19 protein-coding genes are annotated in these 22,835 nt (G+C 69.2%); 8 read left to right on the forward strand and 11 right to left on the reverse strand.

Annotated features, from left to right (window positions below; translation table 11 throughout):
* Positions 1–23 precede the first annotated feature (23 nt).
* The 5 genes from gspC to OZ403_RS12870 all read right to left on the reverse strand — a co-directional run bounded on the left by gspC (position 24) and on the right by OZ403_RS12870 (position 6,516).
* Entirely contained in the window at positions 24–938 is a 915-nt protein-coding gene (gene gspC / locus OZ403_RS12850) for a type II secretion system protein GspC (protein WP_174258742.1), read from the reverse strand.
* 193 nt (positions 939–1,131) lie between these two features.
* Positions 1,132–2,538 carry a sigma-54-dependent transcriptional regulator gene (locus OZ403_RS12855; RefSeq protein ID WP_268784319.1) on the reverse strand — a complete coding sequence of 469 codons (1,407 nt, stop codon included), beginning with the start codon at positions 2,536–2,538 and terminating at the stop codon, positions 1,132–1,134.
* A 32-nt stretch (positions 2,539–2,570) separates the two neighbouring features.
* Positions 2,571–3,578, reverse strand: a complete 1,008-nt coding sequence (locus OZ403_RS12860; RefSeq protein WP_268784320.1) for a ParB N-terminal domain-containing protein — start codon at positions 3,576–3,578, stop codon at positions 2,571–2,573.
* A 94-nt stretch (positions 3,579–3,672) separates the two neighbouring features.
* Positions 3,673–5,019, reverse strand: coding sequence for a TldD/PmbA family protein (locus OZ403_RS12865; protein ID WP_268784321.1), 1,347 nt, complete (start codon positions 5,017–5,019; stop codon positions 3,673–3,675).
* Between the two features lie 15 nt (positions 5,020–5,034).
* On the reverse strand, positions 5,035–6,516 hold the full coding sequence (locus OZ403_RS12870) for a TldD/PmbA family protein (protein WP_268784322.1): 1,482 nt from the start codon (positions 6,514–6,516) through the stop codon (positions 5,035–5,037).
* Between the two features lie 177 nt (positions 6,517–6,693).
* Here OZ403_RS12870 and OZ403_RS12875 point away from each other — a divergent pair, with 177 nt between their 5' ends.
* The 4 genes from OZ403_RS12875 (at position 6,694) to OZ403_RS12890 (ending at position 13,071) form a co-directional block, all read left to right on the forward strand.
* A complete protein-coding gene (locus OZ403_RS12875; RefSeq protein WP_328285525.1) occupies positions 6,694–8,808 on the forward strand; it encodes an FHA domain-containing protein in 2,115 nt (704 codons plus the stop codon).
* Between the two features lie 40 nt (positions 8,809–8,848).
* Positions 8,849–10,180 (forward strand): cyclic nucleotide-binding domain-containing protein, encoded by a 1,332-nt coding sequence (locus OZ403_RS12880; RefSeq protein WP_174258743.1) that lies wholly within the window; start codon positions 8,849–8,851, stop codon positions 10,178–10,180.
* Between the two features lie 8 nt (positions 10,181–10,188).
* Positions 10,189–10,689 (forward strand): hypothetical protein, encoded by a 501-nt coding sequence (locus OZ403_RS12885; protein ID WP_174259250.1) that lies wholly within the window; start codon positions 10,189–10,191, stop codon positions 10,687–10,689.
* A 315-nt stretch (positions 10,690–11,004) separates the two neighbouring features.
* On the forward strand, positions 11,005–13,071 hold the full coding sequence (locus OZ403_RS12890; RefSeq protein WP_268784324.1) for a Vps62-related protein: 2,067 nt from the start codon (positions 11,005–11,007) through the stop codon (positions 13,069–13,071).
* 142 nt (positions 13,072–13,213) lie between these two features.
* Here OZ403_RS12890 and OZ403_RS12895 read toward each other — a convergent pair whose 3' ends face one another.
* Positions 13,214–14,797, reverse strand: coding sequence for a tetratricopeptide repeat protein (locus tag OZ403_RS12895; protein WP_268784325.1), 1,584 nt, complete (start codon positions 14,795–14,797; stop codon positions 13,214–13,216).
* A gap of 136 nt (positions 14,798–14,933) precedes the next feature.
* Here OZ403_RS12895 and OZ403_RS12900 point away from each other — a divergent pair, with 136 nt between their 5' ends.
* On the forward strand, positions 14,934–15,905 hold the full coding sequence (locus OZ403_RS12900) for a homoserine kinase (RefSeq protein ID WP_268784326.1): 972 nt from the start codon (positions 14,934–14,936) through the stop codon (positions 15,903–15,905).
* Positions 15,906–15,918: 13 nt separating this feature from the next.
* Here the strand turns inward: OZ403_RS12900 and OZ403_RS12905 are convergent, their stop codons facing one another.
* The 3 genes from OZ403_RS12905 to OZ403_RS12915 form a co-directional block, all read right to left on the reverse strand.
* Positions 15,919–16,386 (reverse strand): nuclear transport factor 2 family protein, encoded by a 468-nt coding sequence (locus OZ403_RS12905; protein WP_140797961.1) that lies wholly within the window; start codon positions 16,384–16,386, stop codon positions 15,919–15,921.
* A gap of 71 nt (positions 16,387–16,457) precedes the next feature.
* Positions 16,458–16,985: a hypothetical protein gene (locus OZ403_RS12910; protein ID WP_268784327.1), complete on the reverse strand. Its 528-nt coding sequence runs from the start codon at positions 16,983–16,985 to the stop codon at positions 16,458–16,460.
* Positions 16,986–17,051: 66 nt separating this feature from the next.
* Entirely contained in the window at positions 17,052–19,412 is a 2,361-nt protein-coding gene (locus OZ403_RS12915) for a hypothetical protein (RefSeq protein WP_268784328.1), read from the reverse strand.
* Positions 19,413–19,437: 25 nt separating this feature from the next.
* On the opposite strand from OZ403_RS12915, the gene plpQ reads away from it, so the two are divergent.
* Together plpQ and OZ403_RS12925 are read left to right on the forward strand one after the other, a co-directional pair.
* A complete protein-coding gene (plpQ, locus tag OZ403_RS12920) occupies positions 19,438–19,836 on the forward strand; it encodes a motility regulator PlpA (RefSeq protein ID WP_002639025.1) in 399 nt (132 codons plus the stop codon).
* Positions 19,837–19,853: 17 nt separating this feature from the next.
* A complete protein-coding gene (locus tag OZ403_RS12925) occupies positions 19,854–20,390 on the forward strand; it encodes a DUF192 domain-containing protein (RefSeq protein ID WP_140796430.1) in 537 nt (178 codons plus the stop codon).
* Positions 20,391–20,780: 390 nt separating this feature from the next.
* Here the strand turns inward: OZ403_RS12925 and OZ403_RS12930 are convergent, their stop codons facing one another.
* The gene (locus tag OZ403_RS12930; protein ID WP_268784329.1) at positions 20,781–21,041 is read right to left on the reverse strand and encodes a hypothetical protein; all 261 of its coding nucleotides are present in this window, start codon (positions 21,039–21,041) and stop codon (positions 20,781–20,783) included.
* 286 nt (positions 21,042–21,327) lie between these two features.
* On the opposite strand from OZ403_RS12930, the gene OZ403_RS12935 reads away from it, so the two are divergent.
* On the forward strand, positions 21,328–21,597 hold the full coding sequence (locus tag OZ403_RS12935; RefSeq protein WP_268784330.1) for a hypothetical protein: 270 nt from the start codon (positions 21,328–21,330) through the stop codon (positions 21,595–21,597).
* Here the strand turns inward: OZ403_RS12935 and OZ403_RS12940 are convergent, their stop codons facing one another.
* Positions 21,598–22,785: an EAL domain-containing protein gene (locus tag OZ403_RS12940; protein ID WP_237078261.1), complete on the reverse strand. Its 1,188-nt coding sequence runs from the start codon at positions 22,783–22,785 to the stop codon at positions 21,598–21,600.
* Between the last annotated feature and the right edge of the window lie 50 nt (positions 22,786–22,835).

Genomic DNA, 22,835 nt, shown 5'->3' on the forward strand with positions numbered 1-22,835 from the left:
AGGAGCGGGCGCTGCGGAGGTGATTAACGGACGTTGTACGACTTGCGGATCGGCGCACCGTTGCGCTCGATCTCGATCTCGATGCGGGCTGCGTCTTTCATCTTCGAATAGACCTCCAGCGCTTTTTCCGGGCTGTTGAGGTCGAATCCGTTGATGCGACGGATGACGTCGCCATTCTGGACGCCAATCTTGGAGTAGATGGAGTCCGGACGGATGGAGAAGAGCTTGAAGCCCACCGCCTGACCGTCCTTGAACGCGGGCACGATGCGCGCCTGCATGGCGACGTTGTTGAGGTTGTTGAGCGTCTTGTCGATTTCCGCGCGAGGGACTTCGTACTCATTCTCGCTGGTGGCGCGGATGCCACTGCCGTCACTGGGCGGCGCGGTGTTGGCCTGGGCCACCGGGGGCGAGGGCGGCACGAAGGAGCCGTCACCCGGGTTGCCGTCGATGAACTCGCGGCGGCCGCCGTTGATGATGATGACGCGCTCGCGCTCGATGTTCTCCACGGTGGCTCCCTGCAGGGAGTTGCCCACCATGTAGGTCTGCGAACGCTGCGTCGTCATGTCCTGGATGGAGGCGAAGGACCAGTCGGGGTTGCTCGCCACCAGCGTGCCGAGCAGCTTGACCCGCAGGCCGCTCTTCACGGGCGCGGCGTTGGGGTCCACCTCCGCTGAAGCGCCGCCGGGCTCCTGAACCTCGGGCTCGGGTTCGGGCAGCTTGATGCCCGTCAGCCGTGACAGACGGTCCAGGTCGAGCATCGCCATCGCCGTCTCGTTGCGGCGCGGCTGTGAAGGCGCGCGGGCGGACGACCCCCCGGTGGGAACCGGGGAGATGGCGGACTCGACGAACAGGTTCACCGTGCTCGCCGCCAGCAATCCGACGAGCAGGATGAACACCAGGTTCACCGTCCAAAAGTATTTTCGAAAGAAGAGTTCCATCACGCTTCCGGGAGAAAGCCGGGCCCTCATTGAGCAAGCCAGGTGCCATCGCGGGCCAGGCGGGCAAGACAGGACCTACGGCCAACCACTTGGAATTATTCCGGAATAGCAGGCGCCCCTGACGCGTGACGGGCCTTCCGAAACCCCGCCAGACAAATTGTCAAAAGCAGGCGGGGGGCCGTGTGACGCCCTGTCAGTCGTCGGTGTCGGGGCCGGGTGGAGCGGCGGCGGGGCCATCCCCGGTGGACTGCTCGCGCTCCAGCTTGCGGTAGATGGTCCGCGCGGCGATGCCCAGCAGCCGTGCGGCCAGCGTCTTGTCGCCGCGGGTGTGACGGAGCGTCTCGTGGATCACCCGGCGCTCGATCTCCTCCATGGGCGTCCCAATGGGAATGACGAGCTGTCCGGCCGAGCCCAGCGGGCCCTTGCGCACGGATTCAGGCAGGTCACTGGCCTCCAGCACCTCGCCGCGCGCCAGCACCACCGCGCGCTCCACGGCGTGCTCCAACTCGCGCACGTTGCCGGGCCAGGCGTAGTTCTCCAGCACGCCCATCGCCTCCTGCGAGAAGCCGCGCAGCACCTTGCCATTCTTGGCGGCGAAGCGGCGCAGGAAGGCGTCCGCCAGCAGGGGAATGTCCTCGCGGCGCGAGGCGAGCGCGGGCACGCGAATCTCCACCACATTGAGCCGGTAGTAGAGGTCCTCGCGGAAGCGGCCTTCGGTCACTTCCTTCTGCAGGTCCTTGTTGGTGGCGGCGACGAGGCGCACGTCCACCTTCACCGTCTGCGTGCCACCCAGCCGCTCGATTTCGCCCTCGGCCAGCGCGCGGAGCAGCTTCACCTGGGCGGGCAGCGGCATCTCACCGACTTCGTCCAGGAAGAGGGTGCCACCGTGGGCACGCTCGAAGCGGCCCTCTCGCCGGGCCACCGCGCCGGTGAAGGCGCCGCGCTCCACGCCGAAGAGCTCCGCCTCCAGGATGTTCTCCGGCAGCGCGCCGCAGTTGACGGCGACGAAGGGCCCACGGACCCGCTGGGAGAACTCGTGCACGGAGCGCGCGGCCAGCTCCTTTCCCGTGCCGGACTCACCCAGCAGCAGCACCGTGGCGGTGGAGGGAGCCGCCTGGCGGATGGTGTCCAGCATGGCGCGGAAGGCGGGGGACTGGCCCACCATGGAGCGCCCACCCGCCGCGTTCATTTCCGCCAACTTCGCCTTGAGCGACTGGTTCTCCGCCACCAGCGCTCGCTTCTCCAGCGCCTTCTGGATGGCCTTCACCAGCGCGTGACGCTTGAGGGGCTTGGTGATGAAGTCGTAGGCGCCGTCCTTCATGGCCGCCACGGCCGTCTCCACCGTGCCGTAGGCCGTCATCAGCACCACTTCCACGTCCGGGCGGATGGCGCGCGCGGCGCGCAGCAGCTCCTGGCCGTCCATGTTGGGCATCATCAGGTCGGTCACCATGGCGGCGACCTCCGGCCGGCGCAGCAGCTCCAGCGCCTCCGTGCCGTTGGCGGCGGCCAGCGTGGCCATGCCCTCACGCTGGAAGATGCGGATGACCGAGTCGAGGTTCGCGCGGTCGTCGTCGACGACCAGGACCGTGGGGGATGTCATGTTGGGCGCAACCTCCTGCAATTCGTGTTCCCTTAAGCGGATTCCTCATCCGGCTCTAGCGGTCCGCCGCCCATCCGGCCAATGTCCTCGCGCCGCACCTTGTCGACGTTGAACTTCCGGGCGCTGGCCAGCATCCGGTCCAGGGTGGCGTCGAAGTCCGGCTTCCCGCCGTCCTTGCGGAAGCGCAGGAAGTTGAGGCGGGCGACGACGAAGTTCTTGAGGTACGGGCTCTGGAGGCCCCTCTCCTTGAGGACATCCACGACGGCCACCACGGCGTCGTCCAGCTCCAGCAGCCGCCGGGCCCGGGCCTCGCGCAGGGGCAGGGCGTCCTGGAGTGGCGTGTCGAGGAAGTCCTCCACCACCTTCACGAAGGGGTGGTAGGCGCCCGCGGAGAATCGAGGGCGCTGCTCGTAGGCGGCGCCCAGGGTGACGAAGGAGGGCTCCTCGAAGAGGTGGGCGAAGGCGGTCTCCGGCCCTTTGCGCTCCGCGCCCACCAGTCCGCGGTACATGCGGATGACCTCCAGCGAGCGCTCCTTGAGGTTGTGGGCCTTCTCCGTGTTGAGGGCCAGGATCTGGTAGGCCACGTCCTCTTCGGGCAGCACCAGGGCGACAATGGCCTTGGCGCCCAGAAGCCGGCTGGCGTTGAGGCGGTGATTGCCGTTGGGCGTCCAGTACCGGCCGTCCTTGCGCACGGCGATGACGGGGTCCAGGAAGCGATCCAACCGCTCCATGGCGCCGGCCAGCCGTTTCACGTGGGGCTCGGACACGTCACGCTGGTAGGGCGTGGGCTCCACCTTGTCGATGGGCAGCACGGAGAACACCACCGGGTGGCCGCCCAGCGGGTCGCGGTACACGCCGAGCACCTCGCCGCCGTCCTCGCGCACCGCCTCCAACAACTCCGTGGGGTACTCCACCGAGTCGCTGGCCACCTCCGCGGGGGACAGGCCCCGGGACTTCGGTGCCGCCTTCGCGCGGCGGGGCTTGCGCGGCGTGGCCGCCTTCTTCGCGGCGGGGGACTTGCGTGCGGACTTCGTTGCCATGGGCTGCACCCTCCTCGTGCTGCTTCGGCGTTCTACGAGGAGGCCCTGACACGTCCCCCCGCCGGCGCACGGTAGGGGGACGTGCCGGGGTGGGCTACTCGCCTGAAACGGTGAGCTGCCGGAAGCGGACAGTGGGCGCGCCCACCGCGCCGCTGCGGAACTGGAGGTCGCTGCCGATGCCGTCCAACTCCTTGAGCATCTGCAGCAGGTTGCCCGCCACCGTCACCTCCTGCACGGGGTGCGTCAGCTCGCCCTTTTCAATCCACAGGCCGTTGGCGCCCGCGGACAGCTCGCCCGTCACCGGGTCGGTGCCGTGGCCGAGCAGGGCGGTGACGTAGAAGCCGCTGTCCACCTCGCGCAGCAGCTCCTCCGGCGACTTCGAGCCCGCCTCCAGGTACAGGTTGCTGGTGCCGATGGAGGGCAGCCCGTTGTAGCTGCGTGACGCGTTGCCGGTGGTGCGCGCCTTCGCCTTGCGAGCGGTGAAGGCGTCGTAGAGGAAGGACTTGAGCACACCCTGTTCGATGATGGGCGTGCGCCTCGTGGGCACGCCCTCACCGTCGAAGGGCGCGGTGGCCAGACCGCGGGGCATGAGGCCGTCATCCACCAGCGTGACGTGCGCGCCCGCGAGGCGCTTGCCCAGCAGCGGGGCCAGGAGGCTGGCCTTCTGGTACACGGCGTTGCCATCCGCCGCGCCCGCCACGTCCGACACGAAGGACGCGGCCACCTGCGGGTCGAACAGCACGGGCACCTGCTGTGTCTTCACCCGCTTCGCGCCCAGCATCCGCACCGCGCGGCGCGTGGCCTCGCGGCCAATGGACTCCGGTCCGTCCAGGTCGTCCAGGAAGCGGCGGTAGTCCATCCAGTAGCCCGTCTGGAGCCCGTTGCCGTCGGAGGCCACCGGCGCCGCGTACAGGTACACGTAGGTGCCGGAGTACGCGCCCGTCATGCCCTCGGTGGAGGCCATGTACACCTCGGACACGTAGTCCCCGGCGCCCACGCCATTGAAGGCGATGATGCGCGAGTCCTCCGCCCGGGCCGCCTTCTCCACCTCCAGCGCCGTCTTGATCTTCCAGTCCCCGGGAAGCTCGGCCACCTTCGTGTCGAAGAGCAGGCCGGTGTCTCCGAAGCGGCCCAGGTCCTTGCCGGAGGGCAGGCCGTTGAGTTTGCTGGGGGCGGAGAACTCGGCCAGCTTCAGGGCCTGGTCCACGATGTGGTCCACGGCGGAGGGCTCGAAGTCGGACGTATAGGCGAAGCCCAGGCGGTCCTTGAGCACCACGCGCACGCCCACGCCCTTGCTGGTGGACTGCGTGAGGTCTTCAATCTGCCCCTGGTGCACGCGCACGCTGCTCTGGCGGCCCACCTCCAGGAAGGCCTCCGCCTGGCGGGCACCCTTGCGCTTGGCGCGCTGGACGATTCTCTTCGCGAGCTGTTGGTAGTCCATGGTTGGTGCTCTCTCTCAGGCGACCTTGGTTCCGCCGACGGTGATGTTGTCGATTCGCACGGTGGGCAGACCCACGCCCACGGGCATGGACTGGCCATTCTTCCCGCACACGCCCATGCCCGGGTCCGGCATGGGGTCGCAGCCCACGCGTGACACGTTCTTCAGCGCCTCCGGCCCCACGCCAATGAGCGTCGCGTTCTTCACCGGGCGGCCCAGCTTGCCGTCCTCGATTTGATAGGCCTCGCTGACCTCGAAGACGAAGTTGCCGTTGGTGATGTCCACCTGCCCACCGCCGAAGGTGGCGCAGTACAGGCCGCGCTTCACCTCCTTGAGGATGTCCTCGGGGGCGTGGTCACCCGGGGCCAGGAAGGTGTTCGTCATGCGCGGCATGGGCAGGTGCTTGAAGGACTCGCGCCGCCCGCTGCCGGTGCTGCGCTGGCCCATGAGCTGCGCGTTGAGGCTGTCGAAGAGGTAGCCCTTGAGCACGCCGTTCTCGATGAGGACCTTGCGCTCGCCGGGGTTGCCCTCGTCGTCGATGTTGATGGAGCCGCGCCCGCTGGACACGGTGCCGTCGTCGATGATGGTGACCAGGTCGGACGCCACCTTCTCACCCAGTTTCCCAGCGAACAGCGAGGTGCCCTTGCGGATGAAGTCCGCCTCCAGGCCGTGGCCCACCGCCTCGTGCAGCAGGATGCCGCTCCAGCCCGGCGCCAGCACCACCGTCTGCGGGCCGGCCACGCAGTCCACCGCGCCCAGCGTGGCCACCGCCTGACGCGCCGCCTCCCGGGCCACGTCCTCCGGGGAGAAGGTGTCCCAGTGGCTGAAGGGCACGCGTCCGCCGCCGCCGTACATGCCGGTGCGGCGCTCGCCGCCCTTGCCCTGGGCCACGACCATCACCGAAATCCGGCACAGGTCCTGGGTGTCCTCGGTGTAGCGCCCGTGGGTGTTGGCCACGGCGATGCGCCGGGTCTGGTCCACGTAACCGCCGTTGACCTGCTTCACCCGCGCGTCGAAGGCGCGGGCGGCCTTGTCGGCGCGCATGAGCAGGCCCGTCTTCAGCGACACCTCCACGTCCATCAGCGGCGTGCTGACGTGGTAGTAGCTGGGGACCGCGGCGCGGCGCACGGGGAAGCTGCGCTCGGCGCCGCCGCCCTGGGCAATCATGGCCGCCGTGGAGGCCGCGCGCAGCAGGGCGGACTCGTCCCAGTCGTCGGAGAAGGCGTAGCCCACCTTCCCGCCGGAGATGACGCGCACGCCCACGCCCTGGACCAGGCCGGTCTGCGCGCTCTTGATGCGGGATTCTTCCAGCCGCACGGCCGTGGTGAGCGTGCGCTCGATGTACACCTCCGCGAAATCGCCCCCACGCTCCATGGCCACGGCGAGCAGGCGCTCGACCAGCGGCTGGGGCAGCAGGGCGGCGGGCGTGGACCGCCGGGCCACCGGTGGGGCCAACTTCAAGGAGGGGGCGCGCTTCGAGGGCGCAGACGCTCGGGGCATATTTCGGAACTCCCGCGGTGAAGTCGATGGGGTATGTGGCAGCCTACATAGGAGGGGGCGCCGCCGGGAGCAACGCTCAAGGGCCCCCGTTCTTTCCCTGATCCGCGGCCTGTCCGCATTCCCACCATGGAGACGGCGCTCTAAGATGCCCGGCGCTTCGAGACTGGAACCCACCCCATGCCTCCTCGTCCTCCTCCCTCTTCCCGTGCTGGCGCCGGCCGTTCCGGTGGTTCCGCGGGTGAGGACCCAGACTCCATGAAGTCCCCCGCCCGGCGCCGTCCCGCGTCCGAGGACGAGGACTTCGCAGCTCCCGCATCCGGCGAGGACGGCTATCCAGACGACGGGCCGCCCAACCCGGACCTTTACGGCGAGGAGGAACCGGGCCGCTCCCGCACGGGGGAGACGCGCGTGGCCTCTGTCGAGTCCGTGGAGGCGGAGCGCCGCTCTCGCGACGAGGACGAAGACGACAACGCGGACGCCACGCGCGCGGGTCCGCCGGTACAGATGGTGGTGCTGGAGGGTCCGGACAAGGGCCGCAAGAAGCGCTTCCAGAGCGTGCGGATGGTGGTGGGCCGCAACAAGGACTGCGACTTCGTGCTGGAGGACCAGTCCGTGTCCCGCCGGCACCTGGAGTTGGTGTACGGGCAGGCCGGCGTGGTGATGCGGGACCTGGGCAGCGTCAGTGGCACCCAGGTCAACGACCAGCGCGTGGACGAGTGCCTGCTGAAGCACGGCGACGAAATCTCCGTGGGCAAGACGCGCCTGCGCTTCGTGGACGAGGCGGAGCAGATCAAGGAGCTGCGCGCCCAGGCGGAGGCCCGCGAGGCGGAGGAGAAGCGCGGGCGCGAGGTGGCCGCCCGCGAGGCGGAGGAGAAGCGGAAGAACCAGGCCGCCGCGCGTGGCAGCGAGGTGGATCCGAACGACCCGCGCTTCAACGAGGCCACCAACGCCAACTACAAGCTGCCCGACTCGCTCAAGGAGAGCTCCGGTGGCAAGGGCGCGGTGGCCGTACCCCGGCCCCGTCCGCCCATCCGCAGCACGCCGACGCGTTCGAACAGCGGGGGACTGACGGGCAAGCAGAAGGCGCTCATCGGCGGCGGTGGCGCGCTGGTGGTGGTGCTGGTCGTCGGGCTGATGCTGATTCCGTCCGGGCCGCCGCCCCCGCCTCCGCCGGACCCGAAGGTGGAGAAGGCGAAGGTGCTGATGCAGCAGGCGCGCGAGTCCGTGCGCGCGGATGACTTCGCCAACGCCGTCCGCCTCGTCGGGGAGGCGGAGAAGCTGGTTCCGGGCATCGACGCGGACAACCTGGCCCGGGGCGCGCGCACGCAGCTGGAGGTGATGACCTCACTGGACGCGGTGCGGGGCCTCATCGAGGAGAAGCAGTTCGACGAGGCGCGCGCAAAGCTGGAGGCGACGCCGCAGGGCACGGCGAAGACGGATGACCTTCGCCGCAAGCTGGCGACGGAGCTGGAGGAGAAGGACATCGCCTGGCGGCTCCAGCAGGTGGAGGAGTCCTTCGCCTCGCGCGACCCGGAGACGATTCGCCCGCTCATCGCGCAGCTGCCGCCGCTGAACCGGCCGGCCTACGAGGTGAAGCTGACGGACCTGGAGTCCGAGCTGGCGAAGGAGGCCCAGGATGTGTCGCGCCGCACCCGCAACGCCAACGCCCGCGCGGCGGAGGTGGCCAAGGAGAAGCGCAAGGAGTTCATCGCCGAGGCCTTCACCGACGTGGAGCGCCGCTTCAATGGCGGTGACTACCAGCGCGCCATCCTGGAGTGCGACCGGGTGACGGACAAGTACCGGGCGGACAAGGACGTGAAGGACCGGGCCCTGGCCCTCAAGCGTCTGATTCCCCAGTTCCGGCGCGCGCTGGAGGACGGGCAGAAGAAGCTGGACGCCAACTCGCTGGAGGCGGCGGCGAAGCCCCTGCGGCGCGCGGCGGAGCTGTACCGCCAGATTGGCTTCCGGGGCTCGCTGGGGAACACCATCGACGAACAGCTCGCGTCTTCATCGCTGGCGGCGGGGCAGAGCGCGCTGAAGAAGGGGGACCTGGGCGCGGCCGGCTCGCACTTCCGCGAGGCGCTGCGGCTCAATCCGGGCGACGGGCGGGCGCGTGAAGGACTGGAGAACCTGCAGAAGAAGGCGGAGGAGCTCTTCCTCCGGGCCTACATCCAGCGGGACAGGGATCCGCAGGCGGCGGCGGAGATGTTCAAGGTCGTCATCGAGACGGCCTCGGAAGGCTCCGACGTCAAGCGCAAGGCGGAGATGTATCTGAGCGAGCTCCAGCCGTGAGTGGCGGCGGGCCGACCATGATTTGCCGGGGAGAAAAGGGATGAACGAGTCGTCGCTGCGTGAGCTCGGGATGGACCTCATCGAGGAGCGCCAGTTCGAGCGAGCCCTGGCCGTGTTCGCCGAGGCGGTCCGCCGCGCCCCCGCGGACCACCGCTCGCGGATGCTGGCCGCGCGCTGCCTAGCGGAGCTGGGCGAGCGTGAGCGTGCCGTCACCGCCTACCATGCCTGCGCGGAGGGCCTGCTGCGCCGGGACTACCTGTTGTCCGCCATGGCCGCGTGCAAGCTGGCGCTGGACCTGGCGCCCAACGAGCGGCGCCTGAAGGAGACGCTGTTTCGCGTGCACTCGCGCGCGGTGCGCAACGCGCCGGGCCGCGCCGTGGTCCCTCCGCCGCTGCCGCCCGAAACCCTCTACGACGGCAAGGTAGAGACGGACCTGATGGGACTGCAGGGCGAGGAGCTGTCCAGCCGCGCCATCGAAGTGCTGGCCGCGACGGACCCGGGCGGCGCCGCGGACCCCAACAGCCGTCCGCCGCTGCCGCTGTTCGCGGAGCTGGACCGGGATGCCTTCGTGGACCTGGTGCGGCTGATGGCGTGGCGCCGCGTGAAGCCGGAGGAGGCGGTGAGCCGCGAGGGCGAGCCCGCCGACTCCCTCTACGTGTTGGTCGCCGGCAAGGCGGAGGTGACGCGGCAGATGGAGGGCGAGGCGCGCACGCTGGGCTTCCTCGGCGGCGGCTCCATCTTCGGTGAAATCGCGCTGCTGACGGGCGCGCCGCCCACGGCGACGGTGTCCGCGGTGTCGGACACGGAAGTCTTCGAGATTCGCCGCGAGCACCTCAACGCGGTGGCCAAGAGCCACCCCGCGGTGCCGCAGGTGCTGGCGGACTTCGCGCAGCAGCGCATGGCGCGCAACCTGATGGCCACCTCGCCCATGTTCCAGACGATGCCGGAGTCGGAGCGGGGCGCGCTGCTGCGGCGCTTCGCCTTCCGGGCGCTCCAGGCGCGGGAGAAGGTGCTGGTGGAGGGCGAGCACTCGCCGGGGCTGTTCCTGGTGCTGGCCGGTGAGCTGGTGGTGCAGAAGGAGGACCCGGCGGGCGGCGTGGTGACGCTGGGCATGCTGCGCGAGGGCGAGGTCGCGGGCGAAATCTCCCTGCTGACGGGCCTGCGCGCGACGGCCACGGTGGCGGCGGCGCGCAAGACGGCGGCGGCCTTCCTGGAGCGCGCGGCCTTCCACGAACTGGTGACGGCCGTTCCGGACATCCGCACGTACCTGGAGCAGCTGTCGGACCGCCGGCTGAAGCAGATTGGCGAGGCGCTGCGGCCCGCGGAAATCATCGACGCGGACGAACTGGTGCTCGAGCCCGAGGCGGCGTGAGAGGGGCCATGGTGAACGTGACGCGCTCTCAGGTGGTGGGCGGTGTGCTGGCGCTGCTGGCGGCCGGCGCGGTGCTGTACTTCTGGCCGCGGCAGCAGCTCACCGTGGAGGAGGCCATCCGCCGCCAGGTGGTGGTGATGACGCGCGCCGCGGAGGGGAAGGACGTGGGTGGGGTGATGGAGCACGTCTCCGAGCGCTTCCGCTCCAACGGGCAGGGCGGCTGGTCGAAGAAGGACGTGCGCGGCATCCTCACCGCGCAGGTGCTGCGTGGCCAGTGGGTGCGCGTCTTCGTGACGAACCTGGAGGTGCGCGAGGTGTCGCCCTCGGAAGGGGAGTTCCAGGCGCGCTTCATCTTCGGCCGCTCCCAGGCGGAGAAGGTGGAGGACCTGGCCGCCGACAGCGTGCTGAACGCCTACCTCATCGAAGGCGCCTTCGAGAAGGAAGAGGACGGCGAGTGGCGCGTGGTGCGCGCCCGCCCGGAGTCCATCAGCCCGGCGGACCTCCTCTAGCGCCGGTTCGTGGCGGGGGCGGTTGGACGCCTCCTCCGCGGACGCCGTGCCCTTGTGTCCGCGACGATGCCAATCTTGCTCAAGACCTAAATAGCTGGTTTTTCGAGACAGCCGTGGTGTTAGGGTGAATCCCTGGTGAAATTTTTCGCTGAGGGTTCACGCCTGATGGTCATCAAAAAGCACTTTTCACCATGGGGCCTTGTCGCAGCCTCTCTGTCCTTGGCCATGGCATGTGGTCCGGAGGACCTGTCAGCGATTGACGGGCCGGTTCACGAGGTCACTTCGGAAGTCTCCGTGGAGGCGGGGTACATTCCGATGACTGTCGCCGCGACGTTCTGGGGAACAGGGGGGCTCCGGACCTACCCCACCTCGCATGGCAATGAATGCCAGGCGGCCTGTTTCAACGACCCGTCCTGTACTGGAGGCACGTTCAACCCGGCCAAGCGCCTCTGCTGGTTGCGCACCGGGAGCGGGGCGATTGGTGGCGGAATCCCCACGGACCAGGCGTTCAAGGTGGGGGGCGCGGAGCGTGAGGCGTTCTTCCGTAGCCGGATGACCGTGGGCGCGACCTTCTGGGGGACGGGCGAACGCCGGTTCATCAGCACCACCAGCGCGACGCAGTGCTACACCGCTTGTTCCAACGACTCGAGCTGCACGGGCGGGACGTTCAACGAAGGCAAGCGCTCGTGCTGGCTCCGCGTGGGTAACGGCTCGATCGGCGGTGGGCTCACCTCGGACTACGGCTTCAAGACGCAACTGGGGGAGCGCAGGGCGGGCTTCAACGGCAACATCGTCTATGGCCACTGGCGAGCCTCTGGAGGGAAGAGTCCCTCCAGTGCTGGCAACCCGACCTTCCATCTGGACTTCGCGGGGCCCACGGACATCGTCACAGTCAAGCTGTCTTCCTCCGTGGACACCTACCTCTATCTGCTCGATGCGAATGGCAACGTGCTGGCCGAGGATGACCACAGTGGTGGTGGGAAGAACGCGCAGCTCAGCGTCGCGCTGAATCCTGGGAGCTACCAACTGGTCGCCGCGACCGCCGCGACGGGGCAGGCTGGTGACTTCACCCTGTCCTCGGACAAGGCGCCCCTGCGGTTTTCGCAGCAGCTCGAGCTTCGGCCGGTGACCGGGTTCACCTGGATTTATGACGACCGGGGCTCGGGGGCATCGTCGAACATCGCCATCTGGCGCCCCGACCTCTCCCAACACCCGGGCTTCTTCTCGTTGGGAGACGTGGGCATGACGCGTTATGGCGTGGCGCCGTCGGCGTCGTTTGTGGTCCGTGGTGAGGGGGACCTCCTGGCGAGGCCCACCGACTATGCGCTGACCTGGAACGACAAGGGCTCTGGTGGCGACTCGGATGGTTCGCTCTGGGAGCCTGTCGCGCCGGTGGGTTACACCTGCCTTGGCCACGTCGCGGTGCGGGGATACTCCAAGCCTTCGACCGAGCTGATTCGTTGCGTGAAGAGCGCGTATGTGTTGGCCGCCGACCCGCAGACGCTCTGGACGGACAGTGGCTCAGGGGCGGACCGGGACGCCGGTCTCTGGCAGGCCGTCCCCAAGGACCACCGCGGGTTGCTCGCGTCGACGTTCATCTCCCGGCCGAGTCACAGCGACACGGGAGGGAGCAGCCGCTACTGGGTCCTCAACAAGAGCGCCACGGTCAACGAGGAGCTGCGGGGGGGCGCGGTGGATACGCGGACCGTCGTCTCCTTCGCGCCGCGTATCTGGTTGCATGCGGACGAGTCCTACTTCCCGTCCAGCACGGAGTTCCATCTCGCCAATGTCCACGAGGTGAACGGGCACCTGGTGACGAATCAGCCGTTGGGCTGTGATTCATGCACGGACCCTGCCTTCCTCGATGGGCAGCGGCCGGACCAGACGTCCGTGCCCGTCTATGCGCAGATCATCTCGCGGCCCCAGTCGGGCCAGCTGGCCGGCGTGACGGACGTCCTCTACTGGTCCTTCTACCCCTACAACAACGGGAAGCGGGTGTGCATCGGCGTCTATATCGGCGGGATTGGCTGCGTCGGTGGGTACTCCACCTTTGGCAACCACGTGGGGGACTGGGAGCACTTCACCGTCCGCTTCGTCGATGGTCGCCCGTCGCAAGTCTATTTGAGCCAGCACGCGAATGGGCAGACCTTCACGTTCGGCGACAAGCTGCTCGCCTTCACGGGCTGGCATCCGGTCACCTACTCCGCGAAGGGCTCACACGGCCTCTACCCGGACGCGGCCCGGCATATCTATGAGACCATCGGCAACGGCGACTTCCTGGCGGATGACACCAGCGCGGGGCTCGCGTGGGAGACCTGGAATCATGTGGTGCCCATGGCCTGGCAGGGCGGGGGAACTACATCGGCGGCCTGGAGTGGATGAACATGTCGGTCTACTGGGGCAACCCCGAGGCCGGTTGTGGCAATCCGACGGGTTACTGTGTCAACAGTGGGGGCCCGGGCTCGCTGATGACGCGGCGAGTGGCTGACCCGGCATACATGACCCTCGAATAACGGGCTGGGGTTCACGGCTCCAGGAGCGAGCCCGACTCCGCCTTCCAGGCCTTGGCCATGCTGGCCTGGCCGGCGGACTCCAGCCGCTTGCGGATGTCCTCCACGCGCTCCGCCAGCGCCTCGCGGGGCGTGCCCTGCGCCCGGGCTCGCGCGAGGCCGAAGAAGTAGTGCTGGCAGCCGGCGGCGTGCTCGCCCTGCGCGAAGAGCAGGTCCCCCATGGCGGTATACGCCTCCGCCATCGTGCCCGCGCCGCTGTCGGGTGCCACGGCGGCCAGCAGCGGGCGGGCTCCCTCGTAGTCCTTGCGCGCCAGCAGCAGCGCGCCCTTGGCGTACTGCGCCCGGGCCAGGTCCACGCCGCGTGCCGCCAGGGCCTTGTCGTAGGCGACCAGGGCATCGTCCTGACGGGAGGCGGCTTCCAGCACGCCGCCGCGCGCCAGCCAGTAGCGGCCGTCCTTCTCCAAGAGGCCTGCCTTCTTTCCGTCCGGGGTGGTGGTCTGCACCGGGCCGAAGGTGGCCTCGTACGCGTCCAGCAGGGCCACCGCGCCGCCGTTGTCGCCCGCGGCCTGAAGCGCCCGCGCGCCGTCCAGGTAGAGCAGGGGGGCATTGCGGCGCCGGGCCACGGCCGCCTCGAAGGCCGCGCGCGCCTGGGCGTCACGCTTCACCGCCAGGGCCCGGGCCCGGGCGAAGAGGGCGTAGTGCTCATCGGGCACGGCGTTCAGCGCTTCGTCCGCGGCGGAGAGGGCTTCGTCGGGCGCGCCGCGGGCCAGCGCCAGCTCCGCCTTCAGCGCGCCCGCACGGGCCTTCAGTCCGGGCGTCAGCTCCGCGCCCCGGGCCTCCAGGCCGGAGAGCACCTGCTGCGCTTCCTCCGTCTTGCGCCCCTGGTAGGTGTGGGCCAGCGCGGTGGACACGCGGGCCAGCAGGTGGTCCGGGTTGACACTGGTTGCCTTGGCGAAGGCCTCCACCGCCTGCGGGTACTGGCCTTCGTCCATCAGGGCCTCGCCGTACGCGGTGGTGAAGCGCGGATCGCGCCAGGACGCTTCCGCCGCGCGAGCGAAGGCCTGCCTCGCGCCGGGAAGGTCGCCGCGCGCCTGGAGTGCCAGGGCCCGGGCCAGCGTCAGCCGGGCGTTGTTGGCGCCGCGGGCCTCGAGCCCGGCCAGGTACTGCTCCGCCTCGGCGGACTTGCCCGCGGCCAGCAGATGCAGGGCGTGGGCGCCGTAGCGCTCGCCGGACTGCGACTCCAACTGCACCGCGCGGGACAGGTGCTCGCGGGCCTTGGCGTCCGCGCCGGGCTGACGGTGCTCCAGCCACAGCACCGTCTGGATGTCGGCGGCCAGGGCCTGGGCGTCACGGGCCTCGGCGTCGAGTTGGAACAGGGCCTCCAGCTCCGTCATCGCGCGGGCGAGGTCAGCGGGGTTGCCACGCATGGCGGCCATGCGGGCCGCGCGCAGGTGTTCCTCCGTCTGCTTGCGGACGGTGCCTCGGTGGACGAAGAAAACCACCGCGCCCGCGAGCAGCACCGCCACCACGCCCACCTGAACCAGCGCGCTGGTGAGGCTTTCGCGCCGCTGCCAGTCCTTGCGCCCTTCGGTGCCCATGGACCTGTCCCCCGCGCTGGAGTTGGATGTGCGCCGGCCGTAGTGCCGGGTATAGAAGCCGCGCTCAGATAGGAACGGTCCCCTGGACTGTCAACGGGGGGCGGCGGCGTGAACACGGACGATGGAGGTCAGAGGTATGGCGGTACACACGGCGCTACCCCTCGAGGCATTCGAGCGGGTCGCGGAGGCATTCGGGCTCGGAGCTGTGCGTGAGGTGACGCCCATTCCCCAAGGCTCCATCAACACCAACCACCGCGTGGAGACGCAGAGCGGGCGCTACTTCGTGCGCCACACCACGGTGCGCTCCGCGGACGATTTGCGCTTCGAATCCGCGCTGCTCGCGCACCTGGCCGCGTACCACTTCCCCGGGCCCGTGCAGCTGACGACGCGTGACGGCGCGACCTTCCTGGAACTGGAGGGCGGCCGCGTCAGCGTCTTCCGCTGGTTGCCGGGCGAGGAGCTGCGCCACCCGGCTCTCACCGCTGACCACCTGGAGCGGCTGGGCGCGGAGCTGGGCAAGCTGCACCGCGACACGCAGTCCTTCTCCGGTTCGCGGGAGAATCCCTACGGACCGGAGACGGTGAGCGGCTGGCTGGAGGCGCTGGCGGCGCACCCGGACGCGGAGCTGGCGGCCGTGGCGCGTGAACTGCAACGCGACTTGGAGACGGCGCGCACGGTGCGGCAGGGGCTGGAGCCTCGCGGCGTCATCCACGCGGACCTCTTCATGGACAACGTGAAGTGGCTGGGGGACCGCGTGGGCGCCTTCTTCGACTTCGAGATGGCGTGCCGGGAGGACTACGGCCTGGACGTGGCCATCACCCTCAATGCCTGGTGCTTCGACGGCGGGCAGTACCTGCCGGAGCTGTGCCGGGCCTTCATTCGCGGCTACGTGGACGTCCGGCCGCTGTCCGCCGTGGAGCGCACGAACCTCTTCGGCCATGCGCTCTACGGGGCGGTGCGCTTCACGGCGAGCCGCATCCGCGACTACCACCTGTCCCCGCTGCCTGCGGACAAGCTGGTGCGCAAGGACTACCGCACCTACCTCAACCGGGCCCGGGCATTGAATGCCATGGGGCCCGAGGGCTTCGCCGCGCTGTTGGGCCTGTGAGGGCCCGACGGCGTCAGATGCCGGTGATGATCTTCCAGGTGCCGTCTTCCTTGCGGAACACCATCTGCTCCAGCTCGGACTCCTTCATGGGGCGCGAGTGGAGCGTCGGCATCCGCCAGGAGGCGTTCCAGTAGTAGATGGCTGCGGCCACGCCTTCGCCCACCTGGATGCGGCGGACACTCAGCTCGATGCGAGGGCCCTGGATGCGGGGGAACACCCGCTCCAGGTAGGGCACCAGGGTCTGCGCCGTCAGGTCGTCGCTGGGGTCGCTCGGCGTGCCGCCGTCATCCGTGAACGAAGGCGAGATGAGCGCCTGGATGGCCTGGGCGTCCCGGGCCTCCAGCGCGGTGCGGTACTGCTCCATGACCGCGAGGATGGCGCGCGTGTCGGAGTTGTCGACGATGTCCGTGCCGGGGATGCGCTTCGGGGCGCACGCGGCCAGCAGGGACAGGACGCTGAAGGCGAGGAAGCGTTTGAGCATGGCGGGGCCTTATTGGGACAACCCAACGGAAGTCAACCCATTCCCAGGCCCCGCCGGGGGCGGGTGGACGACTAACCGGGGCGGATGACCTCGGCGATGAACCGGTTGAGCACCGGCACCTCGTTGTCGAGAATCTTCAGGCCCTCCGCCTGGATGACCTTCTCCGCGATGAGCCCCAGCGGCTTGAGGAGGAAGGGCAGCTTGAGGGAGATTTCACCGTCCATCACCCGCTCCGTCTGGCCACCGCCCACGTCGCGGAAGCGCATGGTGCCGGTGTTCACCAGCATCTTGGAGATCTTGTTCGAGGTGGGGATGTTCTCGAACGTCAGCTCCTTGCGGCGCTTGTCATAGGTGGACGTCTCGACGAACGCGAACCACTCCGGGGGCACCGTCTTGGGGCCAATCTTCTCGATGACGGGCTTGGGGCGGTAGCGCACGCGGCGGCGCACGACGTCTCCGTCCGGCTTCACCTCCAGGGGCTGCAGCTCCAGCAGCACGCCGTGGTGCTTGAGGAGGAACTCGAAGTACCGCTCGTCGAGGAGCGCGCGCTCCACCTCATCCACCGTCCCCTGAATCCGATGCCGCGACTCGAAACGCATCCACGTCCTCCTTGCCAGGCTGGCACGTCACCGCTGTCTGGCTGCCTGCCTAGCCGAAAAGCGTGGCTAGCGGAAAGCCTGTCGTGGCACCAGCAGTCCGCGGAAGGTCTTCTCCTCGAAGTCGCAGCGCTCCCGCCACTCGTCCGCGGAGGCCCGGAAGGCGGCGCCAAAGTCCGGTAGTGCACCGACCTCGTGCCGCACCGCGCCGCAGTCTCCTGACAGGTAGGCGGACTCCACCCGCATGCGCAGGGCCTCGCGGCGGAGCGCTTCCGGCAGGCCTTCCGCCGCCAGGGCCTGTTGCAGGTAGCCCGTGGCCAGCACGGGCGAGCCCACCTGCTGCAACCGGCGCCCCATGAGGTAGTTGAGGAACGGGTCCGTGGGCACCGCGGTCAGGGCGCGCGCGAGGAGCAGCAGGCGGACCTCGTCCTGGCCGGCCCGGAAGTACGCGTCGATGGGGGCCTGGCGCGCGGCGTCCTCCATGGCGGCGAGCTTCACCTGGGCGGTGCGCGTCAGCTCCGGCCCGGCATCCTTCGACAGCACGGTGTCGAGGAAGCGGCGGGCCTCGCCGGGCTGCTCGCGGCGCAGCGCGACGTCCGCCCTCGCCATGGCGACCTCCGCTTCCAGCACGGCCTGGCCCTTCATGCGCTCGCCCACCGCGGCGAGCACGGCGTCCGCGTCCGCGTATCGCTCCAGTTGGGACAGGGCGACGGCCTCACCGATGCGGAAGCTGGGCTCTTCGGGCTGGAGCTCGGCGGCGCGGCGGTAGCGCTCCAGCGCGTCCTCGGGGTCGCTCGCCAGCGCCTGCCGGGCGGAGTCCGACAGCCGCGCCACCTCGCGGGCGCAGGCGCGGGTGAAGAGGCTGCCGGTGCGGAAGCGCGCGAAGGCCCGCGCCACGGAGGCTTCGTCCAGGGGGAGCGCGTCCACGTACTGCTCCCACTCGGTGACGAGCTCTCCCAGGGGACGTCCGTACGCGGCATCGAAGTCCGCATGGGCATACACGGCCCGCAGCCGGTCCGCGCCATAGGTGTCCGCCAGGTAGCGCAGGAACGAGCCCGCCACCGTGTACGCGCGCGCGGGTGCCGACTGGTAGAAGCCCTGCGGCCCCATCAGCTTGCGCATGTCCGGGGCCAGCTTCTGCCGCCGCATGCCCGCCGCCCACTGGTGCAGCGTGAGGTCGCCCTGTACTGGGCCGTCCGCGGCGACGGCGAAGCCCTCGATGACGCCCATCAACGGCCAGACGCCCAGCCGGGTGGTGACGCGGAAGGGGCCACTGCCCGCGGGGGCTGCCATGACGTGCGCCAGCTCATGGTGGAGCACCGAGTGGGGGAAGGGCCGGTCCTGGATGTGCAGTTCGTGGCGCCAGGGCTTGGCGAACTGGGTGCGGCCGGCGCCCACCAGGCGTTGCTTCTCATGCTCGTCGCGGTAGAGCCAGACGTGGATGGGCTCGGTGGGGGCCACGCCCAGGAAGTGCCGCGTCTGGGCCCAGCGGAACTCCAAATCCCGCGCGAAGCGGTCCACGTCCTCGCGCGGCTTGCCTCGCCAGTAGTGGAAGACGAAGTGCTCCGTCTCCCGCAGGCCGCCGAGCTCCCGGGTGAGCCACGCGTCCGTCATCCGCAGGCCCAGGGCGGGGCCGCGCGCCTCCATGAAGGCGATGGCGGCCAGGGGCAGCACCAGGGCGGCCAGGGTTGCGCGGCGGAGGCCGGTCCGGCGAAGGCGCCCGGTGCCCAGGTCCAGCAGGGCGCAGGTGAGCCCCGCGAGCACGGTGACCCACAGCAGCGTCTCCAGGCGGAACCAGCCGAGCGCGGCGGAGACACCCAGGGCCTCGTCGTAGAGGGGCCCGGGCATGTGTCCCAGGAAGTGGTTGAACGCGAACACCTGGGGCCCGGCGACGATGGGCCACGCGGTGGGCACCGCGGATACGAGGACGAGGAGCGCGTACAGCCCCACGGCCCGGCGGGGGCGCTCGGCCGAAAAGCCGCACAGCACGCCCGCGGAGGCGGCCAGCGCGGCCGAAGGGAGGGTGAGCATCGGATAGAAGCCCACCAGTGCGAACGGGTCACACGCGGTGCGCAACCAGGCGAACAGGGTGGCCACCAGGAAGGGGGGCACCAGGACGCCGACGTTGAGGAGCAGGGCGGCGCCCAGGGCCCGGGCCACCGCGCCGCCGGGCGTCTGTGGCCGGAGGGCGCCCGGTGGGGTCGGTGCGGTGCCCAGCAGGATGCGACGCTCCTGGGCGGCCGCGGCGATGCCCATCCCCCCTCCGAGCAGGCCGACGGCGATGGAGAGGGCCAGGCTCAGCTCGAAGCCCGGGACGCCGAAGAGGGGGAGCAGGACGAGCGCCGAGCCCCCGCCCGCGAGCAGGAGGACGGTGGCCAGGACGGCGGGGCGACGCAACAGGCCAGAGGCGCGGGTGAGGACTTGCCGCATGGCCTCTCCTATACTCCCGGCCAGCATGTCCGAACAGAAGACAGGTCCAGAGCACCGCCAGAACGGGCGCGCGCCCATCGAGCTGAAGGTCGACTACAAGAAGCTCAACTCGTTCTTCGCGGACTACACGAAGAACATCAGCAAGGGTGGCACGTTCATCAAGACGAAGAAGCCGCTGCCCATCGGCACGCGCTTCCTCTTCAAGCTGACGGTGCCACACCGGGAGGCCCCCTTCGAGCTGCTGGGCGAGGTCGTCTGGTCCAAAGCGGACGCGGACGAGCCCGGTATGGGCATCCGCTTCATCTACAGCAGCGAAGCGCAGCGGGTGGAGTTCGAGACGGTGGTGGAAGGGTTGATGTCCGACAGCCTCGGCGGCGAGCTGACGGAGAAGCTGCTCAACAAGCCGCTGCACTCGCACTCATGAAGCACGGCCTTCGGTGGATGGTGGTGGCGGTGCCGTTGCTGGCATCGGCCTGCCAGCAGGAGGCGCAGGGCAGCGCGCCCCGTGCCACGCCGAAGGCCGCCGAGCCCCGTCCGCGCGTCACCGACGTCACCGCCGAGGACTACGTCATGCAGCCGCTTCCGCGAGGACATGTGCGGCTGGAGGATGCCTTCGGCGGGGCGCACCGGGTGGAGGTGGAGATCGCCGCGACGGCGGGCACACGTGCCCGGGGCATGATGTGGCGCAAGGAGCTGGCGGAGGGCAAGGGCATGCTCTTCCTCTTCCCGCACGAAGAGGTCCAGGGGTTCTGGATGCGCAACACGCTCATCCCGCTGGACATGATCTTCATCACTTCAGACCTGCGCATCGCGGGCATCGTGTCGCGCGCGGTGCCTCGCTCACTGGAGTCCCGCTCCGTGGGCGTGCCCAGCCAGTACGTGCTGGAGGTGCCCGGTGGCTGGACGGAGAAGGTCGGCATCCGCAAGGGCAGCGCCGTCCGCTTCGAGGGCGTGGCGGGCTTGGACATCGCGCCCTGAGGAACGTTCATGACCTCCACGCCTACGGAGGTGCCGGCGTGGCATGACGGACCTGAGTGCGACGCGCTGGACGCGACGCTGCGGAAGGCCTTGGAAGGCCGTCCCGAGCACATGCCCGCCGCATGTCCACTCTGCGAACACGCGCCGGTCCATGCCTGTTTCCATGCGCGGCCCGGTGGTCGTCTGGGAGGTTCCTGGGTGTGGTGCAGCGCGTGTCGGGCATTCGCTCACGGGACAAGCCGAGCCCCGGCGTGGTGGGCGAATCTCGATGAGATTGAGGCGACGCTGCTGACCGCGGGACCCTGCGTGTTGGAGTCGCTGGCGTCGCGCATCGATGCCCATTGGAACGCGCTACAGAAGGCCAGGCTTCGGGGCTGAGTGAGCCCTGCCTCATTTCGGCGGGGTGCGTTTCATTGCCTCCTGCCAGGCGCGTTCGAATTCCTCAGATGGGATTTCGTACTCCTCGCCCAGGTCGAGAACCTCGAACGGTTGAACCGCAAGGTGTTCGAGGTGTTTCTCGTCACCCCAGAGCCACGTTTCTCCGTAGATTTCAATCTGCCGGCTCGGCCAGTCCCCCGTGATCTCCATGTAGCAGATGCCTTCTCGGTACTCGGATTCTGCATCTCGCTTGAAGTACCGCTTCGTGCTCAAGGGTGCTCCTGTCCGCAGGCAGAGGGGGCGCGCCTGTGTTTGGCAAGCGCTGTTCAGTATCACTGAGTAACGTTGTCGGCAGCACGGGGAGAGGCCGGTCCGCCATTCATGGGCGTCTGGAATGTGCTCAAGGCAGTGGGTGGCTTCCGCAAGGGGCAGGATTGAATTCCAAGCCATGTGGAGAAGGGCGGAGCATCGGCGCTCCTTGACACCATTGCAGTCAGAGCATTCAGCGCCATGTCGGAACTGCGCTGACTGCCGTTCAACCCAGGAGGCTTGTCTGCGGATGATTCGACGTATCGGTCAGATGGCGTTGTTGGCGGGACTTCTGACGGGTTGTGGCGGCGTGGAGCAGGAGGACGCCGAGCTGTCCCTCGACACTCAGGAGGAAGCGCTCGCCGGGTGTGCCCTGCAGTTCTGGTACGAGTTCTACCAGGACAGCGGCCATACGCAGCTCGTCGGGCAGTCGGGCTGCACCTGCGGCGGTCCGCGCGTGAACTGGGGCAACAAGTCGGACTATCGCGTCGTGCGCATCGCGCCGCAGCCGTGCCCGTAATCAGGCCGGCGTGTGCCGCTCCAGCAGCTCCGTGACGCGGCGAATGAGCTGCTGCATGGTGACGGTGCCCAGGAACCGCTTCTGGGCATCCGTGACAGCCACCGGGTCATAGAGCGCCTCGGGCGCGCGTTCCATGGCCAGCCGCGCCAGGGTGGTGAGCGCCATCCGGTCCTCGACGATGAGCGGCGCCACCTGCGCCGCGCCCTTCGTGGCCGTCACGCGCCGCAACACCAGCGCCTCCAGCCGCTCGCCATGCAGCACGGCGACGTGGTCCACGTCGGCCTTCTGCTGGAAGAACCGCTCCAGCTCCTCTGTCGGCACGGGCCGCTCCACGCAGACGCGGCGGATGACGATGCTGCCCACCGTGTCGTCGTCCTCGTCCTCGCGGAAGTCGAGCGCGCGCATGGCTTCATGCCGCCGCGCTTCGAACTCGACGCTGGGGAGCACGGGCACGGGCGCGGGGCGGGCCACCAGGTAGCCCTGCGCGTGCCGGATGCCCAGCCGCAGCAGTACGGCCAGCTCGTCCCAGGTCTCCACACCTTCGGCAATCAGCGTCGCGTTGACGCTGGCCGCGAAGGCCACCAGCGACTTCACCAGGTGCTGCTGATAGCTGTGCCGGTGGATGTCCCGCACCAGCGCCTGGTCCAGCTTGATGAACTGCGGCGCGCTGTTCACCAGCGTCACCAACCCGGAGTGCCCCGCGCCGAAGTCATCCAACGCGATGCCGAAGCCCAGCGCCGAACACTGTCGCGTCAGCCGCTGCAGCAACGCGTTGTCCTCGAACGCCGCCTTCTCCGTGATTTCGAGCACCAGGTTCTTCGGATTCAGTCCGTAGCGCGCGAGCAGTTCCTCCGTGGAGCCATCCCCGAAGCGCGGGTCGCTCAGCACATCCGGGCTGACGTTGAAGAAGAAGGGCGCGCTGCGTTGCGCCTCCGGCAGCGTGGAGATGCAGCGCAGCGCGGACGTCCAGCACGCGCGCTCCAGCTCCCACGTGTAGCCTTCCAATCGCGCTTGCGTGAAGAGCACGTGCGGCTCGCGGAACTCGCCCGGTCCCCGCGAGAGCACTTCGTGCCCGATGACCTCACCACGCAGCAAGTCCACGATGGGCTGAAACACCGAGGTGACGCTCGGCTCGTCACCTTTCCACAGCCAGGCGGGGGCTGGTGCGGAGGAGAGGGGCAGGCTCATGTGTGGAAATTGTAGCCGAACCCACCGCAGGCTCCATGCCCTCCCGGAAA

The sequence above is a fragment of the Myxococcus sp. NMCA1 genome (assembly GCF_026810205.1).
In the GTDB taxonomy this organism is placed as follows: domain Bacteria; phylum Myxococcota; class Myxococcia; order Myxococcales; family Myxococcaceae; genus Myxococcus; species Myxococcus xanthus_A.

Coding starts and splice junctions, on each gene's coding strand:
- gspC (WP_174258742.1), bottom strand. CDS start 938: ATGGAACTCTTCTTTCGAAAATACTTTTGGACGGTGAACCTGGTGTTC.
- OZ403_RS12855 (WP_268784319.1), bottom strand. CDS start 2,538: ATGACATCCCCCACGGTCCTGGTCGTCGACGACGACCGCGCGAACCTC.
- OZ403_RS12860 (WP_268784320.1), bottom strand. CDS start 3,578: ATGGCAACGAAGTCCGCACGCAAGTCCCCCGCCGCGAAGAAGGCGGCC.
- OZ403_RS12865 (WP_268784321.1), bottom strand. CDS start 5,019: ATGGACTACCAACAGCTCGCGAAGAGAATCGTCCAGCGCGCCAAGCGC.
- OZ403_RS12870 (WP_268784322.1), bottom strand. CDS start 6,516: ATGCCCCGAGCGTCTGCGCCCTCGAAGCGCGCCCCCTCCTTGAAGTTG.
- OZ403_RS12875 (WP_328285525.1), top strand. CDS start 6,694: ATGCCTCCTCGTCCTCCTCCCTCTTCCCGTGCTGGCGCCGGCCGTTCC.
- OZ403_RS12880 (WP_174258743.1), top strand. CDS start 8,849: ATGAACGAGTCGTCGCTGCGTGAGCTCGGGATGGACCTCATCGAGGAG.
- OZ403_RS12885 (WP_174259250.1), top strand. CDS start 10,189: ATGGTGAACGTGACGCGCTCTCAGGTGGTGGGCGGTGTGCTGGCGCTG.
- OZ403_RS12890 (WP_268784324.1), top strand. CDS start 11,005: ATGACTGTCGCCGCGACGTTCTGGGGAACAGGGGGGCTCCGGACCTAC.
- OZ403_RS12895 (WP_268784325.1), bottom strand. CDS start 14,797: ATGGGCACCGAAGGGCGCAAGGACTGGCAGCGGCGCGAAAGCCTCACC.
- OZ403_RS12900 (WP_268784326.1), top strand. CDS start 14,934: ATGGCGGTACACACGGCGCTACCCCTCGAGGCATTCGAGCGGGTCGCG.
- OZ403_RS12905 (WP_140797961.1), bottom strand. CDS start 16,386: ATGCTCAAACGCTTCCTCGCCTTCAGCGTCCTGTCCCTGCTGGCCGCG.
- OZ403_RS12910 (WP_268784327.1), bottom strand. CDS start 16,985: ATGCGTTTCGAGTCGCGGCATCGGATTCAGGGGACGGTGGATGAGGTG.
- OZ403_RS12915 (WP_268784328.1), bottom strand. CDS start 19,412: ATGCGGCAAGTCCTCACCCGCGCCTCTGGCCTGTTGCGTCGCCCCGCC.
- plpQ (WP_002639025.1), top strand. CDS start 19,438: ATGTCCGAACAGAAGACAGGTCCAGAGCACCGCCAGAACGGGCGCGCG.
- OZ403_RS12925 (WP_140796430.1), top strand. CDS start 19,854: ATGGTGGTGGCGGTGCCGTTGCTGGCATCGGCCTGCCAGCAGGAGGCG.
- OZ403_RS12935 (WP_268784330.1), top strand. CDS start 21,328: ATGATTCGACGTATCGGTCAGATGGCGTTGTTGGCGGGACTTCTGACG.
- OZ403_RS12940 (WP_237078261.1), bottom strand. CDS start 22,785: ATGAGCCTGCCCCTCTCCTCCGCACCAGCCCCCGCCTGGCTGTGGAAA.